The 15,934-nt window shown below is 35.7% G+C and carries 12 protein-coding genes; 11 read left to right on the top strand and 1 reads right to left on the bottom strand.

What is annotated here, in order from left to right:
* The first annotated feature begins 5 nt into the window (after positions 1 to 5).
* The 10 genes from FUA22_RS01015 (at position 6) to FUA22_RS00970 (ending at position 14,353) form a co-directional block, all read left to right on the top strand.
* The gene (locus FUA22_RS01015; protein ID WP_147765698.1) at positions 6 to 1,709 is read left to right on the top strand and encodes a GMC oxidoreductase; all 1,704 of its coding nucleotides are present in this window, start codon (positions 6 to 8) and stop codon (positions 1,707 to 1,709) included.
* Positions 1,706 to 2,308 (top strand): gluconate 2-dehydrogenase subunit 3 family protein, encoded by a 603-nt coding sequence (locus tag FUA22_RS01010; RefSeq protein ID WP_147765696.1) that lies wholly within the window; start codon positions 1,706 to 1,708, stop codon positions 2,306 to 2,308. Before FUA22_RS01015 ends, FUA22_RS01010 begins: the two co-directional genes overlap by 4 nt.
* A gap of 42 nt (positions 2,309 to 2,350) precedes the next feature.
* Positions 2,351 to 3,115: a 3-keto-disaccharide hydrolase gene (locus FUA22_RS01005; RefSeq protein ID WP_241664728.1), complete on the top strand. Its 765-nt coding sequence runs from the start codon at positions 2,351 to 2,353 to the stop codon at positions 3,113 to 3,115.
* Between the two features lie 140 nt (positions 3,116 to 3,255).
* Positions 3,256 to 4,587, top strand: coding sequence for a Gfo/Idh/MocA family protein (locus tag FUA22_RS01000; RefSeq protein WP_147765692.1), 1,332 nt, complete (start codon positions 3,256 to 3,258; stop codon positions 4,585 to 4,587).
* A 5-nt stretch (positions 4,588 to 4,592) separates the two neighbouring features.
* On the top strand, positions 4,593 to 5,513 hold the full coding sequence (locus FUA22_RS00995) for a hydroxypyruvate isomerase family protein (protein ID WP_147765690.1): 921 nt from the start codon (positions 4,593 to 4,595) through the stop codon (positions 5,511 to 5,513).
* A gap of 10 nt (positions 5,514 to 5,523) precedes the next feature.
* Positions 5,524 to 6,966 (top strand): Gfo/Idh/MocA family protein, encoded by a 1,443-nt coding sequence (locus FUA22_RS00990; protein WP_147765688.1) that lies wholly within the window; start codon positions 5,524 to 5,526, stop codon positions 6,964 to 6,966.
* Between the two features lie 164 nt (positions 6,967 to 7,130).
* Positions 7,131 to 7,493 (top strand): transmembrane 220 family protein, encoded by a 363-nt coding sequence (locus FUA22_RS00985; protein WP_147765686.1) that lies wholly within the window; start codon positions 7,131 to 7,133, stop codon positions 7,491 to 7,493.
* 109 nt (positions 7,494 to 7,602) lie between these two features.
* The gene (locus FUA22_RS00980; RefSeq protein WP_147765684.1) at positions 7,603 to 10,440 is read left to right on the top strand and encodes a TonB-dependent receptor; all 2,838 of its coding nucleotides are present in this window, start codon (positions 7,603 to 7,605) and stop codon (positions 10,438 to 10,440) included.
* 29 nt (positions 10,441 to 10,469) lie between these two features.
* Positions 10,470 to 12,377, top strand: coding sequence for a family 16 glycoside hydrolase (locus tag FUA22_RS00975; RefSeq protein WP_147765682.1), 1,908 nt, complete (start codon positions 10,470 to 10,472; stop codon positions 12,375 to 12,377).
* 17 nt (positions 12,378 to 12,394) lie between these two features.
* Positions 12,395 to 14,353 (top strand): plastocyanin/azurin family copper-binding protein, encoded by a 1,959-nt coding sequence (locus FUA22_RS00970; protein ID WP_147765680.1) that lies wholly within the window; start codon positions 12,395 to 12,397, stop codon positions 14,351 to 14,353.
* A 68-nt stretch (positions 14,354 to 14,421) separates the two neighbouring features.
* Here the strand turns inward: FUA22_RS00970 and FUA22_RS00965 are convergent, their stop codons facing one another.
* Positions 14,422 to 14,937, bottom strand: a complete 516-nt coding sequence (locus tag FUA22_RS00965) for a plastocyanin/azurin family copper-binding protein (RefSeq protein ID WP_170309813.1) — start codon at positions 14,935 to 14,937, stop codon at positions 14,422 to 14,424.
* A gap of 202 nt (positions 14,938 to 15,139) precedes the next feature.
* Here FUA22_RS00965 and FUA22_RS00960 point away from each other — a divergent pair, with 202 nt between their 5' ends.
* Positions 15,140 to 15,931, top strand: coding sequence for a 3-keto-disaccharide hydrolase (locus FUA22_RS00960; protein WP_147765678.1), 792 nt, complete (start codon positions 15,140 to 15,142; stop codon positions 15,929 to 15,931).
* Positions 15,932 to 15,934: the final 3 nt, after the last annotated feature.

The following is a 15,934-nucleotide window of genomic DNA, read 5'->3' as shown; positions in this document are numbered from 1 at the left end:
TATTTATGAAAGAAATAAAAGATAAATATGATGCTATAGTTATTGGCACAGGTGTTACAGGAGGTTGGGCTGCCAAAGAATTATGTGAAGGAGGCCTAAAAACTTTAGTTCTTGAGCGTGGTAGAATGGTGAAACATATAGAAGATTACCCTACTGCTAATTTAGACCCTTGGGACCAAGAACTTAGAGGGAAAACCACTCCCGAAGAAAAAGCAAGACAAACTAAACAAGCTAGATCTGGTTATACAACTAAAAATGAAACCAAGCATTTTTTTGTTGATGATATTAAGCACCCATATAACGAAACAAAGCGTTTTGATTGGTTACGCGGTTACCATGTTGGAGGTCGTTCAATTATGTGGGGTAAACAAAGTTATCGCTTAAGTGATTTAGACTTTGGAGCTAATAAAAGAGATGGTCATGGTGTAGATTGGCCCATCAGATATAAAGATTTAGAGCCTTGGTACAGTTATGTTGAAGAATATATTGGTGTTAGCGGTGAAGCTTTAGGATTACCACATTTACCTGATAGCGTTTTTGATCCACCAATGGAACTCAACTGCGTTGAAGAACATCTAAAAGAGAGTCTATCTAAAAACTTTGATGATGGGCGTCTTTTAACCATTGGTCGTGTTGCGCATATTACAAGTGACAAACCAAGAGAAGGACGAAGCAAGTGTCAGTTCCGTAACCGTTGTAGTCGTGGTTGCCCGTATGGCGCCTATTTTAGCAGTAATTCTTCCACATTGCCTGCTGCCGAACGCACGGGAAATATGACTATAAGACCGAATTCTATTGCTTATGAGGTTGTGTATGATGCTGATAAAAAGAAAGCAACAGGTGTGAAAATTATTGATTCAGAAACCAAAGAAAAAATAGAATTTAAAGCAGATGTCATTTTTGTTTGTGCTTCTGCTATGGCAACTGCTTCCATTTTACTACAATCTAAATCAGATAGATTTCCTAACGGATTAGGTAATGATTCAGGCGAATTAGGTCATAACATTATGGATCATCATTTAGGTGCAGGAGCCTCGGGAAGAATTGACGGTTTTGAAGACAAATACTATTCTGGAAGAAGACCAAATGGTTTATATATTCCAAGATTTGTTAACCTAGGCAACAAGACTAACGAAAATAAAAACTTCCTTAGAGGTTATGGTTATCAAGGAAAAGGAAGTAGAGGTGATTATTCTGAAACAATCAACCAATTAGGTTATGGTGCCGAATTCAAAGAAAAAATGCTTGAACCAGGTGGATGGCATTTATCTATTGGCGGTTTCGGTGAATGTTTACCATATCATGATAACAAAATGACTTTAGATTATGACAAACTAGACCAATGGGGTTTACCAACCATAACTTTTGATGCTGAATGGAAGGAGAACGAATTTGCAATGCGTAAAGACATGATTGCCCAAGCTATAACCATGTTAGAAAAAGCAGGTTTTAAAGACATTGTTACTAGAGATAAAGTAGCTGCTCCCGGCATTGGTATACATGAAATGGGAACCGCCCGTATGGGACATAATCCTAAAACATCGGTTTTAAATAAACATAACCAAATTCACACTGTACAAAATGTTTACGTAACAGATGGTGCCGCTATGACTTCATCTGGTTGTCAAAATCCATCACTAACATATATGGCCTTAACCGCCAGAGCTGCAAGTCATGCTGTTAAACAATTTAAAGCACAAAACTCATGAAACGTAGAGACGCATTAAAAAACATTGGATTATCGTTAGGATACGCCGCAGTGGCTCCGAGTGCTTTAAGTATTTTACAAGGATGTACTACCGAAGCAGAAAAATGGGTTCCTCAACTTCTATCAATTGATGAAGGTATTATAGTTAAAAATTTGGTTGATCTTATCCTTCCCAAAACAGAAGCTTCTCCCGGAGCTTTAGAGGTTAATGTTCCTGAATTTATTGATTTATTAGCTTTTAAATCTTATAACGAAGAAGATAAGAACAAATTCATAAAAGGAATTAAAGCAATTGTTTTAGAATTAACAGTAGACAAAGATCCTGAATTTCAAATCTCAAAATTAACTACCGAAGAATACGATGCTATTTTAGCAAAATATCTTAAGTCAAAACCAGAAGACCGGAAAGACTTTAATAAAGAACAGAAGTTAACTTTTGGTGCGCTAGCCGGATTAAGAGGTCAATCTGTTTGGGCTTATAAAACTACCGAACAAATTGGCGAAAACGTATTAGCCTACAGGCCAGTTCCTGGAAGCCAAAACGGTTGTATTGACGTTAACGAAACTACCGATGGAAAAGCATGGTCCCTTCAAGCATAAACTAAAAATATGATACGTAAATTATTTTCAATTATTATTTGTATGACCATATTAATTGGTTGTAAAAACAAAGAAAAGGAAGCTACTGTAGAACTTGTTAAAGAAAACTGGGTTAAGTTATTTAATGGAAAAGACCTTAACGATTGGGTTATTAAAATTAAAGGGCATCCAGCAGGTGATAATTTCAACAACACCTTTATAGTTGAAAATGGTATTATGAAAGTGAACTACGAAAAATACAAAGACACTTTTAATAATACCTTTGGGCATATTTATCATAAAAAATCATATTCTAACTACCGTTTTAGAATGGATTACCGTTTTACGGGAGATCAATTATCCGACGGCGCAGGTTGGGCAAATAGAAATAGTGGCATCATGATACATTGCGAAGACCCAATGAAAATAGGTTTAGATCAAAATTTCCCTGTATCTATTGAAGTACAGCTTTTAGGTGGTAACGGAGTAGATGAGCGTAGTACAGCTAACTTATGTACACCTGGAACTCATGTAGAAATGAACAGTGTTCTAGAAAAGAACCATTGTATAACTTCAAATTCCAAAACATATCATGGTGAACAATGGGTAAATGTAGAAATTGAAGTGAGAAATGATTCCATTATTAAGCACTTTATTAACGGTGAAGAGGTGATGAGTTACAACAAACCTCAATATGGTGGTAAAGTAGATTACAATGAAGTTTTTTGGAAAACAAAAGAAGGCAAACCTTTAAAAGGGGGCTATATTTCATTGCAAAGTGAAAGTCACCCGGTAGAGTTTAAGAATATTGAGATTTTAGAATTATAAAAAAACACCAGAAGTAAATGTAAAGGCTCTACAATTCAGCCTTTTTTATCTTCTTAGTGCATACCAAAATCCAACCTTCCAACAAGGTATTAAAATATTGGCTAAAGCCGATAAACACTTTAGAATTTAAAAAGATTATCATGACAACAAAAAAGACATTATCCAGAAGAAAATTTGTAAAAGAATCTTCATTAGTTACTGGAGGTATTATTCTTGCACCTTCAATGCTAACAGCTTCAACCTATTCTAAAAAAGAAAACACCTTAAAGTTAGCTGTTGTTGGCTGTGGAGGAAGAGGTACCGGAGCTGCAGCTCAGGCCTTAAAAGCTGATGATAATGTTAAACTTGTAGCCATGTCGGATGCTTTTCAAGACCGATTAAGCAAATCATTAGATAATCTTTCCAAAACGTTTAATTCAAGCAAGGTGGATGTTCCACCTTCAAAGCAATTTGTAGGACTTGGTTCGTATAAAAAAGCCATTGATGAAGCTGATGTTGTTATTCTTGCAACACCACCAGGATTCAGACCTCAACATTTTGAATATGCCATTGCCCAAGGGAAACATGTTTTTATGGAAAAACCTGTTGCTACAGATGTAATTGGTGTGAAAAAGGTATTAGAAGCTGCTAAACAAGCAAAAGCAAAAAAGCTTAATGTTGTTGTTGGGCTACAAAGACGCTATCAAAAAAATTACCAAGCAGCCTATGATTTGGTTCAAAAAGGAAAAATTGGAAAAATTGTTTCTGGACAAGTTTATTGGAATAGTGCTGGTGTATGGGTGAGACCTAGACAAGAAGAATGGTCTGAAATGCATTACCAAATGAGAAACTGGTATTACTTCAACTGGCTTTGTGGAGACCATATTTTAGAGCAACACATTCACAATATAGATGTTGCCAATTGGTTTATTGGTGAATTCCCAATAAAAGCTCAAGGTATGGGTGGAAGACAAGTAAGAACAGGTAAAGATCACGGTGAGATTTTTGACCATCACTTTGTAGAATTTGAATACCCAGGAGGCGCCATAATTTCTAGCCAATGTAGACATCAAAAAGATTGTTTTAGGAGAGTTGCTGAGTCATTTCAAGGCACCAAAGGGACTGTAGATTTAAGCGGAAGAAATATTGCAAATCTTAAATCTTATAAAGGTAAGAGCATTTATGAGCATAGTGGAGCCAAAGATCCAAGCCCATATCAAACTGAACATGATAAACTTTTTCAAGCCATAAGAGGTCAAAGAGATTATATTAACGACGGAGACTATGGAGCCAAAAGCACCATGTCTGCCATTCTAGGCAGAATGGCCACTTATTCTGGCAAAGAAATTACTTGGGATCAAGCCATGAATTCTAACTATCAAATTGTTCCAGATGAAGACTCTTTAAACTGGGATAGCATACCTCCTACCGTTTGTGATGAACATGGAAATTACCCAATCCCTACACCAGGACAAACAAACTTTATAATATAGTAAGTATGGAAAGAAGATCGTTCATAAAAAAAAGTGCTGCCGCAGCTTCTTTAACTGGAATGGGAATTACTAGTGTAAATGCTTTGACAAAAACTAGCAAAACCACCTTTTCTTCAGACCCATTTAAAATGAAGTTTGCACCTCATTTAGGGATGTTTAAAAATCATGCCGGCACCGACCCTATTGATCAAATAAATTTTATGGCAGATCAAGGGTTTACAGCTTTTGAAGATAACAACATGATGAAACGAGATGTTGCACTTCAAACCAAAATAGGTGAAGCACTAGCCAAACGCAATATGACGATGGGCGTTTTTGTAATTCAAAAAGGCGGTAATTTAAAGAACACCCTTGCTGCTGGTAAACAGGAGTTCATAGACATCTTTTTAAATGGTTGTAAAAATGCTGTAGAAGTGGCTAAACGGGTAAACGCAAAATGGCTCACCGTTGTTCCAGGGGGTTTTCAAAGAAGACTTCCTATTGGGATTCAAGATTCTAATGTTATTGAAGCTTTAAGACGAGGAGCAGATATCTTGCAACCTCATGGATTAACCATGGTTTTAGAACCACTATCAGATTCTCCTGATTTGTATCTTCAACGATCAGATCAAACATATATGATTTGTAAAGCAGTAAATAATCCTGCTTGTAAGATTTTATTCGATATATATCACCTTCAAAAAACCGAAGGTCATATCATTCGAAATATAGATTTAACTTGGGACGAAATAGGCTACTTTCAAATTGGCGATAACCCTGGGAGAAAAGAGCCAACTACAGGAGAAATCAATTATAAAAATATCTTCAAGCACATCCAAAACAAAGGCTTTAATGGTGTATTAGGAATGGAACATGGAAATTCTATTGAAGGAAAAAAAGGTGAACTTGCCGTGATAAACGCTTATAGAGAAACATCAAACTTCTAAAAACCGTATTATGAAATCTTCCAAAACCAACAGGCGCGCATTCATAAAGCAATCTGCAATTGCCGTAGCAGGAATAAGCATAGTTCCGAGACATGTATTGGGTCAAGGCTATATTCCTCCAAGTGACAAATTGAATATTGCCGTTATTGGCGGTGGTGGAAAAGGGTATTCTGATGCTGTTAACACATGGAACAATGGCGCATCAAATATTACGGCTATTTGTGATGTTGATTGGAACAGAGCTTCAAAAGCCTTTGAAAAATTTCCTAAAGCAAAAAAATATAAAGATTATAGGAAACTTTTTGATGAAATTAAAGATTTTGATGCAGTGACCGTTTCCACACCAGATCATACACATGCAGTCATTACAATGGCAGCAATAAAAATGGGCAAGCATGTGTATGTACAAAAACCATTAACTCATAGTATTTATGAAGCACGCATGCTCACCGAAGCTGCAAAAAAACATAAAATTGTTTCTCAAATGGGAAATCAGGGAGCTTCTGGACCTGGCGTAGCTCAAATGATAAAATGGTTTGATAAGGAAAAAATTGGAAGCGTACATAAAGTTCATGTATGGACTAACCGCCCCATTTGGCCACAAGGTATTACACCGAAAACCGATAAGCCAGCTTTATTAGACGGACTTGATTGGGACTCATGGATTGGTCCTGCAGCAATGGTAGATTACCATCCACAGTATCATCCGTTTAAATGGCGTGGATGGTGGAATTTTGGAACAGGTGCATTAGGCGATATGGGTTGCCATTTAATTGACCCACCTTACCGTGTTTTGGGATTAGGATATCCAACTGAAGTTGAAAGTAGTGTGGGTGCAGTTTTTTCACAAGATTGGAGACCAGATCATTTACCTGATTCTTGTCCGCCGTCATCTCGTACACAACTTACTTTCAAAGCTTCGAAGAAAAATCCAGTTGATTTAAAAATGACTTGGACAGATGGTGGCTTGCGTCCATTCCACCCAGATTTAATCCCAGTAGACCACCCTATTGGCTCAAGCAATTCTGCCAATGGTGTTATCATGTTTGGTGAAAAAGGCATTATGACCTGCGGTGTATACGGTAGGGAACCTAAAATTTATTATAACGACGGAAAGATTGAAACTTTCAAAGAAAAGAAAAAGAAAGTGGAAACATTTCCTGAAAACGGTCATCAAGCTTCTTGGGTAGAAGCATGTAAAGATGGATACCGAAGTAAAAAACATAAAAGACTGACTTCATCTTTTGATTTTGCAGGTCCGTTAACTGAAAGTATTCTAATGGGGAATTTGGCTATTAGAAGTTATGGACTAAGAAAAAAGAATGCTAATAATCGTTTTGATTATCCAGGAAGAAAAAAATTACTTTGGGATGGTAAAAAAATGAGGATTACCAATTTTGAGCCCGCAAACCAATTTGTTAAGCGTGCTTATAGAGAAGGCTGGAGTCTTTAAAACCATACTTTATTCTACACCCCAATTAATAAAACTAATTTGCACATTTTTTGCATATGGTTTGCATACTATTTATTTGATTTCTATAATTAATATAGGCCCCTTAAAAGGTGAAACTTTTGTGTTTTAGTCAGAAATTTAAATAAATTCGCAAAAATTGAAATATGACAAAAAAAACAATTAACATCATACTGGGAATCATTTTTATTTTATTTGCAGTTATGCAATTAAATGACCCAGATGGTTGGCTTTGGTTTGTCATTTATATAGTGGTAGCCGCTATTTGTATTTACAGTAATTTTAAAAGTATTCCCAAACCTGCTTTGTGGATTATCATATTGGCTTTATTGGCCTACTGCGGATTTCATTTTTCACTATTTATGGATTATTTACAAACCGATAACAAAGAAGAACTTTTTGGTGAAATGGTTTACGAAAAACCTTATTTAGAGGGCACACGAGAATTTTTAGGACTACTTATAGCTGCCTTTGGCGTGATGTATCAATTGAAAAAAACTAAAACTTAAAAGTCTCAAGGTGTTCATGATTTTTCATTGAATAATTACACACATTATCAGTGCATTTATTTTACACCTTTGTATGTTTTAAAAAATTAAACACTCTCTTAAAACTAATATGAAACAACTTAAAATCCAGCTCTTATTTTTACTTACTATTTTAGTTAGTCAAATAACATGGTCACAAGCATCAGTCAAAGGAACAGTCTATGATGTCAACAGCAATCCTATAGAAAATGCTCATGTTTTATTAGAACCTTCAAATCTAGCCTTTACTACAAATTCTAATGGTGAATTCATTGTTCAAAATATTTCATCGGGTAATTACATACTAACTATTTCTTATTTAGGTTTTAAAACAATTGAACAAACAATTGAGGTTAAAAACGCAGACAACACCTTGACATTTAATTTAGAACCTGACTTGTTAAATTTACAAACTGTTGTTGTTACTGGTACTTTTGACCCAAGAAAATCATTGGAGTCAAGCACATCAGTAAGCTCTTTAAACTCAAAAGAAATGCAACAAACATTCCCAAGAGGAAGCGCTAATTTGTTGCAAAATATTCCAGGAACATTTACAGATGCTTCGGCAGGAGAAGTATTCACAAGAATCTATACAAGAGGAATTTCCGCTTCCGCGGAAGACGATATGGGCTGGTATTATGTATCCTTGCAAGAAGATGGCTTGCCAGTAAGCTTAGTTCAGCATTCGTACTACTCTCCAGATTTATTTCACCGTGCAGATTTAACTACTAAAAAAGTGGAAGCTATTAGAGGTGGAAGTTCGTCTATAACAGCCTTGAACGGACCAGGTGGAATTTATAATTTTATATCAAATGGGATTAGTCAGAACATTGGTGGTGAAGTTCAATTAACAAGAGGGTTTCAAGGAAACAACAATAATGCGCTATACAGAATAGACACCAACATTGGTGGACCATTAGAAAATAACTGGTATTTTAACATTGGTGGCCATTTTAGAAAAGATGATGGTGCCAGAGACGCCAACTTTACATTTAGCAAAGGAGGTCAGTTAAAATTTAACATTATAAAAAAGGGTAAAAATGGCCACTTTAAATTCTACGGAAAAGTTTTAGATGACCACACTAACCGTTATCATGGGGTTGCCGCCACAAATTGGGACAATCCAACACCGGCTTTTGGGCAAGAATTCAGCTCTACTTCCTTACTAATGCCATCATTTGACGCTAATATTCCTGACGGAAGAAATGTAAACAAAACTAATCGTTTCAATCCTTCAAAAGGTGTACACACTCAAGATTTTGCATTCGGAATGGACATTCAACAAAACACAGGAAACAATTGGACACTTAAAAACAATCTTAAATTTTCAGCAAAACAAGCCAATTGGCAAACATCAATTAGTAATGCTTTTGTTTCTTTAAATGACCCAACCGCATATGTTATAAGTGACCCAACTGCTTTCTTTAGAAACGATGCCATATTGCCTTTCGGACAAGTAGTCTTCAAGGATGCACTATCTGGTTCTGAAATAGCCAGAGTTGATAATAGCGGTTTGTTTAGCGGCAGTCCGTTTCAATACCTAACGGGTGGCATGTTACCAAATGATGCCATAATGGGTACTTCGGCTTGGTACAAGGATATGGATGCTGATGAGTGGATGAATCAATTCACACTACAGAAAAAAACTGAAACTCATGACTTTACCTTTGGTTTCGCAGCAGGTTTGTCAAAAACCAACCATTTTACTCAAGGCAGTTTTGGCTATGTAACTTATGAACCTAACCCTAGAATGCTACAAGTAACTTTAGAAAATCCTAGTCAACCTATTGTAGCACTGTCTGATGAAAATGGCGTAAGCAGTTATGGCAGCTTATTTTATGTGAATACTAGTGCGGACATCACGCAATTAGCAGGTTTTGTTAATGACCGTTGGAAAGTTGCCGATAATTTACATTTAGATTTAGGCTTAAGATATGAAACCATTAAACACAAAGGCAGTAAAGACAGGTTTGCGCCACTAAGTCTTTCAGGTGGTATTGATGGAGATAATACTACATTATTTGATAATGGCACTTTGGGACCAACAGGAGAAAAAGACGACTTTGATTATAATTATAATTATCTTTCATATTCTATTGGGGTTAATTACAGTATCAATGATAACACTGTTATCTTTTCCAGACTATCTAAAGGAAATAAAGCCCCAGAGTTAAACTATTATTTCAACAACTTCTCTAATGTACCAATTAACGGTAAAGGCGAAATTCAAAAGATAAATCAATTAGAATTAGGGATTAAGCTAAGTTCAAAAAATGCCTCCTTTACGGGTACCGCCTTTTGGAGTCAACTAAAGGATATAGGTACTTCAAATTTTGAATTAGATGACAATACTAATACCCTTTTTTACACACCAATTCAATTTAACACATCAAAAACTTTAGGTTTTGAATGGGAAAGTGTTTTTACTCCAATAAACAATATATCTATAAATTTTGACGGTGTGCTTCAAGATCCGAAGGCAGACAAATGGAAGGTTTATGATGCCGGTGGGACCGCAAATACCGATGATGACACCATTCATGATTTCTCAGGTAACACTTTAGCATTCAACCCTAAATTAATGTTTAATCTTGGTTCAACTTTTGAAAGAAATAGGTTATTGGCCTTCTTTAAATGGCAATATATGGGTGAACGCGAGGGCAATGTGTCTAACGGATTTCAATTAGCAGCTTATAGCACATTCAATACTGGAATTGGTTATAAAATAAATAAACATTGGTCAGTCGATATTGTAGTTAGCAACCTATTCAATTCTGAAGGGTTGGCAAACTTTTTTGGAGCTATTAGTTTTGGTGCTAGTGGTAGTGGCGCTACACCAGAATTTATTCAAGCAAACCCTGATGCCAGCTTTGTAGTTGTACCTATTTTACCAAGAAGTTCATTAATTAAACTGAATTACGTATTTTAAAATCATACCAAACACTAAACTATAATCAGATGAAACACGTTTCTTATTATTTACTAATTGTCTACATCATTTTTTTTATATCCTGTGAAAAGGATAAAAAGGAATCTGAGAAGACCATAGTTAAAAAAGAAGTCAAGGTGGTAAAGCCTAATTTCTTGCCATTCAAAACTATCACCCTAAATGATTTATCAGGCTTTAAACCAACAGGAGCCAACTGGAAAATAGTAGGTAATGTTATTGCTGACCGAAGCAAAGAAAAAACATTTTTTACTGAAGAAGGCACTGGAATTTTACTTAACAAGAATGATCAAGAAAAGGGAAGCAACAAAAATCTTTTCACACCATTTGATCATGGTGATATGGAATTAGAAATAGATGTTATGATGCCCGTAAAATCAAACTCTGGACTCTATTTTCAGGGGCGTTATGAAGTTCAACTTTTTGACAGTTGGAATGTAAAGAAACCTAAATATGTTGATATGGGTGGTATTTATCAACGCTGGAATAATGAAGCCCCAAAAGGAAAAGAAGGGTATGAAGGTTACTCACCAAGAGTTAATGCTGCTAAGGCACCAGGATTATGGCAACATTTAAAAGTCATTTTTCATGCCGCGAAATTTGATAAAACTGGAAAGAAAACTAAAAACGCTTGGTTTGAAGAAGTTTGGTTAAACGGTGTTTTAATCCATGAGAACGTTGAATTAAGCGGTCCAACAAGAGGCGGAGGAACCAACGCAGATGAAAAACCAAAAGGTCCGTTGATGATTCAGGGAGACCATGGTCCAGTAGCTTTTAAAAACATCAAGTACAAACTATATGAAGGCAATACATTCACGCTTTCTAATATAACTAGAACAGAGTATGAAAACGTAAAAAACTTGCCTATTAATTTAGATACTATTTCTAAAGAAAAAGAAGAAAAGGTAGATGGTTTTACTTTAGTAGATGTTACTAAAAGCAGGGACAAAAAGATGGTAGTTCATTCAGGAATTTTATCCGTTCCCGAAACTGGGAAATATCTTTTTGAAGGACATGCTAACGGTATTTCAGAATTATATCTCAACAACAAAAAGTTTTTGAACATTAGGGGTGGCATGGACAAAGCCAATATAAAAACCACCACTTTAGAAAAAGGAGACATTCCTTTTAAAGTAGTTTACAACCAACACGCGCCTTGGGCAAGAGGATTTAGTTTACATGTTGAAGGCCCTAACATGCAAAGGTATTCTATACAAGAGGGAACTAAAAAAGGAGAAGGTGTATTTGATCCACTTAAAGGCATCATTGTAGAACCAAAAGATAAACCTGTCATGCAACGAAGTTTTGTTAACCACGAAGGTGAAAAACATACGCACTGTATTTCTGTTGGAACACCACAAGGCATTCATTACTCATACAATTTGGCAACCGGATCACTTTTAAGAGTGTGGAACGGTTCGTTTTTAAACACCACACACATGTGGCTAGCAAGAGGGTTTAAACAATTGGGAGAACCTATTGGTTTTTCTGTAACAATGCATGGAGATCTTGAGTTTGCATCTTTAGAGGAAGACAATTCACCATGGCCAATACCTTTAATTGAAAATAAAGGTGTCAAACAATTGGGTTATGAATTGGATGCATCAAGAATGCCTTCATTCTCTTACCAAATTGAAAAAACAACTATTAGTAATAGCTTTACAATTCCTGAAGGCACACGTCAATTAAATAAATCTATCACCATTTCCAAGGGAAAAAATTTGTGGCACAAGCTCGCCGATGGTGAAAGCATTAAAGAACTACCCGATAATACTTATGTCATCAATAACGAAAGTTATTACATTGATTTTACCGGGAATGATTTAAAACCAATCATTAGGAATATTGATGGTAAAGACGAATTACTGGTTGAAGTTCCAAAAGGAGATAGCACCATTAACTATAGTATCATTTGGTAAACTAAAAACAATTAATCATGCAAAACGTATTAAAAATTTCATATGTAGTCTTATGCTTCTGTATTGGTCAAATTGCTTTTGGTCAGTCTAAATCCATAGTAGAAAAAGAAGCTGAATTTTATAAAATAGTAGATATTCCTATTCCAAAGGATATCAAATTGGAAGTAGGAGGTTTAGCCTTAACGGATGATGATAAATTAGGTGTTTCAACCCGACGTGGTGAAGTTTGGTTGGTGGAAAACCCATATAGCAATACACCTAATTTTAAGTTATTTGCTCACGGACTACACGAAGCTTTAGGTTTAGCGTACAAGGACAACGCATTTTACTTATCACAACGTGGGGAGTTGGCAAGATTGGAAGATAAAGATGGTGATGATGAAGCCGACTCTTATAAAACCATTTTCTCTTGGCCTCTATCGGGCAACTACCACGACTACTCCTACGGTCCTAAATTCGATAAAAATGGAGATATGATTGTCACCTTAAATCTATCTTGGATTAATGGTGGTCAGAGTACTGTAAGGTGGCGCGGATGGATGTTAAAAATAACTCCTGAAGGCAAAATGACGCCGATTGCCACCGGTTTACGTTCTCCAGCAGGATTTGGCATTAATCCAGAAGGTGATTATTTCTTTACCGAAAATCAAGGTGATTGGGTTGGCTCCGGTAGAATGACTCATTTAGAGGTTGGTGATTTTGCTGGACATCCATCAGGCTTAAGGTGGACTGATGATCCACAATCACCCCTTACCTTAAAGCCTGAGGATATTGAAGACAACTCTGGATTAACTTTATATGAATATGCTGAAAAAGTACCTGAATTAAAAGCACCGGCCATTTGGTTCCCGCATACTATCTTAGGTATTTCAACTTCTGATATCTTATACGATACATCAGGCGGGAAGTTTGGTCCGTTTAGCGGTCAAGAATTTGTAGGCGATCAAGGCCATAGTAAAATCATGCGAGTCTTTATGGAGAAAGTAAATGGTGTTTATCAAGGTGCTGCCTTTCCTTTTGTAGAGGGATTTTCGTCTGGTGTACTAAGAATGGTTTGGGGACGTGATAATAATATGTTTGTTGGTATGACTAGCAGAGGTTGGGCATCAACAGGAACAGATCCATTTGGTCTACAGCGTTTGGAATGGACAGGTAAAACACCTTTTGAAATTAAAACCATGAAAGCTAAAGACGATGGCTTTGAATTAGAGTTTACAAAACCTATCGATAAGTCCCAAGCTGAAGATCTTTCTAATTACAAAATGGTAACCTTCAATTATAAATATTACAAAACTTATGGTAGCCCAATCATTGATCAACAAAATGCTATGGTACACAAAGCCGAAGTCTCTGATGATGGCTTAACAGTAAAACTGACCGTTCATGGTATGCGCCTAGGGTTTATCCATCAATTAGAAATACCAAGTTTGAAGGCTACTTCTGGTGAAACACTATTGCATAAAAAAGCGTACTACACCTTGAATGAAGTTCCTAGCGGCGAGTTAAAGTCTATGCAAATGGATATGAAAAAATCTGATAAAAAAGTTGAACAGCCTAAACGCATTACCAACATACCTCATGAATGGGGAGAAGATGGAGCCGACCAAAAAGTATCTATTGGAACCATCCCTGGTTTAAAATATGATGTTGAAGAAATTACTATAAACAGAAATAGTAAAATTGAATTTACTTTGAATAATAATGATGACATGATTCACAATGTGGTTATTACAAGTAAACAAGGAAAAGAAGTTGCTCTTAAGGTAGGGCAAGAAGCATTAGGTTTAGGTCTTGACGGACCAGATTTAAACTACGTGCCATTTAGTGATTTAGTATTAGCTCATTCAGGTACCGTTGGGCCCGAAGGAAGTGAAACTATCTACTTTACCTCTCCTAGCGAACCTGGTGAATATTGGATAGTATGTACATTTCCCGGTCATTACCTTACTATGCTAACCAAACTTATTGTAAAATAAATTCAAGATTTAATCATAAAAAAAAGAGGCTCTAAATAGAGCCTCTTTTTTTTATATAGTTTAAATATTTACTCAACTATAAACTTTCCTTTCATCATGGCATAATGGCCAGGGAAGCTACAAATAAAATCGTAGGTTCCTGCGGCAGGAGCTTCAAACTCAATAGAAGTTGTTTGTCCACCACCAATAGTCTTTGTAAAAACTATAATATCTTGAGAATCTACCGGTATATAATCATTATCTCTAGCAATAGCAGCTTTACCTGCAAATGTTGCTATATCAACGCCTTGTTTTAAAATAACAACATTGTGACCCATTACATTTAAGTCCATTTTGCCTTTATGACGCAATGTTAATTTTACTTTTTGACCGGCCTTAGCCTTAATTTCAGTTTTATCAAATTTCATTAAATCATCCCCAACCAAAACAATGTTAGCCTCATTAGGATCTTCTTTTACTTCTTCCTTTGCTGTTGATTTGTTTTCATAAGAGAAGCCTTCTTTTTCCTTTTTCTTTTCTCCCCCGCAGCTTAATAAAAAGGCTGCAACAAAAACCATAGTTAATACATTTTTAATTGTTTTCATTTTTAGTGTTTTAAATTATAATACCAGACCTAGTAACAGGGTCAAATATATTGAATTAATCCAACAATGGTGTGCAGTTTTATTCACTGAAAAAAATTATAATAACAAAGATCAACCAAAATTCAATTATCTTATTTTTCATATATTTAAACTTAATCTGATACACAATTAATTGACTTCCAAAATCTAACTAATCCAAAACATGAAAAAAATAATTTTCACTCTAGCCATTGCTGCTATTATTTTGTCTTGTAAGCATGATAAGAAAATTGAAAATCAAAAAGAATTTATTAGTAAGGAGGTTGATAATGACGAATGGATTTATTTATTTGATGGAACAAGTACAGATGGATGGCGCGCGTACAACGGAGAGTTTTTACCTCCAGGGTGGATTATAGAAAACGGAACGCTCACATTTAATACTGAACTTGGGTTAGAGCAAGATTACAAAGGCGGAAAAGACATTATTTATGGAGCCGAAGAATTCGATAATTTTGAACTCTATTTGGAATGGAAATTACCTGAAGGCGGGAACAGTGGTATTTTTTATCATTTAAAAGAAGGACATAAAAGCCCACCGATAGTTGCTCCAGAATATCAACTCATAGATGATTTAGGTTATACCAAAATCCATGATATTACAAAGTACAATTTAAGTTTAGGATATACTCATAAACCTGAAGAGCTCAAACCTTTACAAAGAACAGGTTCTGATTATGCCATGCATCCGGCAGATACCATTAATAAAATACTACACCCAATTGGTGAGTGGAATTCATCCAAGATAGTTTTTACTCCAAAAAATGTGGAACATTGGTTAAATGGTAAAAAACTACTATCGTTTGTTCCTTGGGATGTAGCATGGCATGAGAAAAAGAATTCTGATAAATGGAAAAACAGTCCGGACTATGGAAAATACAAAACTGGCTTTATAGGACTTCAGGATCACGCAAGTCCAATATGGTTTAGAAATATTAAAATTAAAAAATTATAGAGG

Source organism: Seonamhaeicola maritimus, assembly GCF_008056315.1.
GTDB classification, from domain to species: domain Bacteria; phylum Bacteroidota; class Bacteroidia; order Flavobacteriales; family Flavobacteriaceae; genus Seonamhaeicola; species Seonamhaeicola maritimus.
This window is presented reverse-complemented; position numbering and strand designations above follow the sequence as displayed.

What these genes read in the sequence shown, in the direction of transcription:
- FUA22_RS00975 (WP_147765682.1), top strand. Translation starts at nt 10,470, where the DNA reads ATGAAACACGTTTCTTATTATTTACTAATTGTCTACATCATTTTTTTT.
- FUA22_RS01000 (WP_147765692.1), top strand. Translation starts at nt 3,256, where the DNA reads ATGACAACAAAAAAGACATTATCCAGAAGAAAATTTGTAAAAGAATCT.
- FUA22_RS00965 (WP_170309813.1), bottom strand. Translation starts at nt 14,937, where the DNA reads ATGAAAACAATTAAAAATGTATTAACTATGGTTTTTGTTGCAGCCTTT.
- FUA22_RS00970 (WP_147765680.1), top strand. Translation starts at nt 12,395, where the DNA reads ATGCAAAACGTATTAAAAATTTCATATGTAGTCTTATGCTTCTGTATT.
- FUA22_RS01005 (WP_241664728.1), top strand. Translation starts at nt 2,351, where the DNA reads ATGACCATATTAATTGGTTGTAAAAACAAAGAAAAGGAAGCTACTGTA.
- FUA22_RS00960 (WP_147765678.1), top strand. Translation starts at nt 15,140, where the DNA reads ATGAAAAAAATAATTTTCACTCTAGCCATTGCTGCTATTATTTTGTCT.
- FUA22_RS00995 (WP_147765690.1), top strand. Translation starts at nt 4,593, where the DNA reads ATGGAAAGAAGATCGTTCATAAAAAAAAGTGCTGCCGCAGCTTCTTTA.
- FUA22_RS00990 (WP_147765688.1), top strand. Translation starts at nt 5,524, where the DNA reads ATGAAATCTTCCAAAACCAACAGGCGCGCATTCATAAAGCAATCTGCA.
- FUA22_RS01015 (WP_147765698.1), top strand. Translation starts at nt 6, where the DNA reads ATGAAAGAAATAAAAGATAAATATGATGCTATAGTTATTGGCACAGGT.
- FUA22_RS00985 (WP_147765686.1), top strand. Translation starts at nt 7,131, where the DNA reads ATGACAAAAAAAACAATTAACATCATACTGGGAATCATTTTTATTTTA.
- FUA22_RS01010 (WP_147765696.1), top strand. Translation starts at nt 1,706, where the DNA reads ATGAAACGTAGAGACGCATTAAAAAACATTGGATTATCGTTAGGATAC.
- FUA22_RS00980 (WP_147765684.1), top strand. Translation starts at nt 7,603, where the DNA reads ATGAAACAACTTAAAATCCAGCTCTTATTTTTACTTACTATTTTAGTT.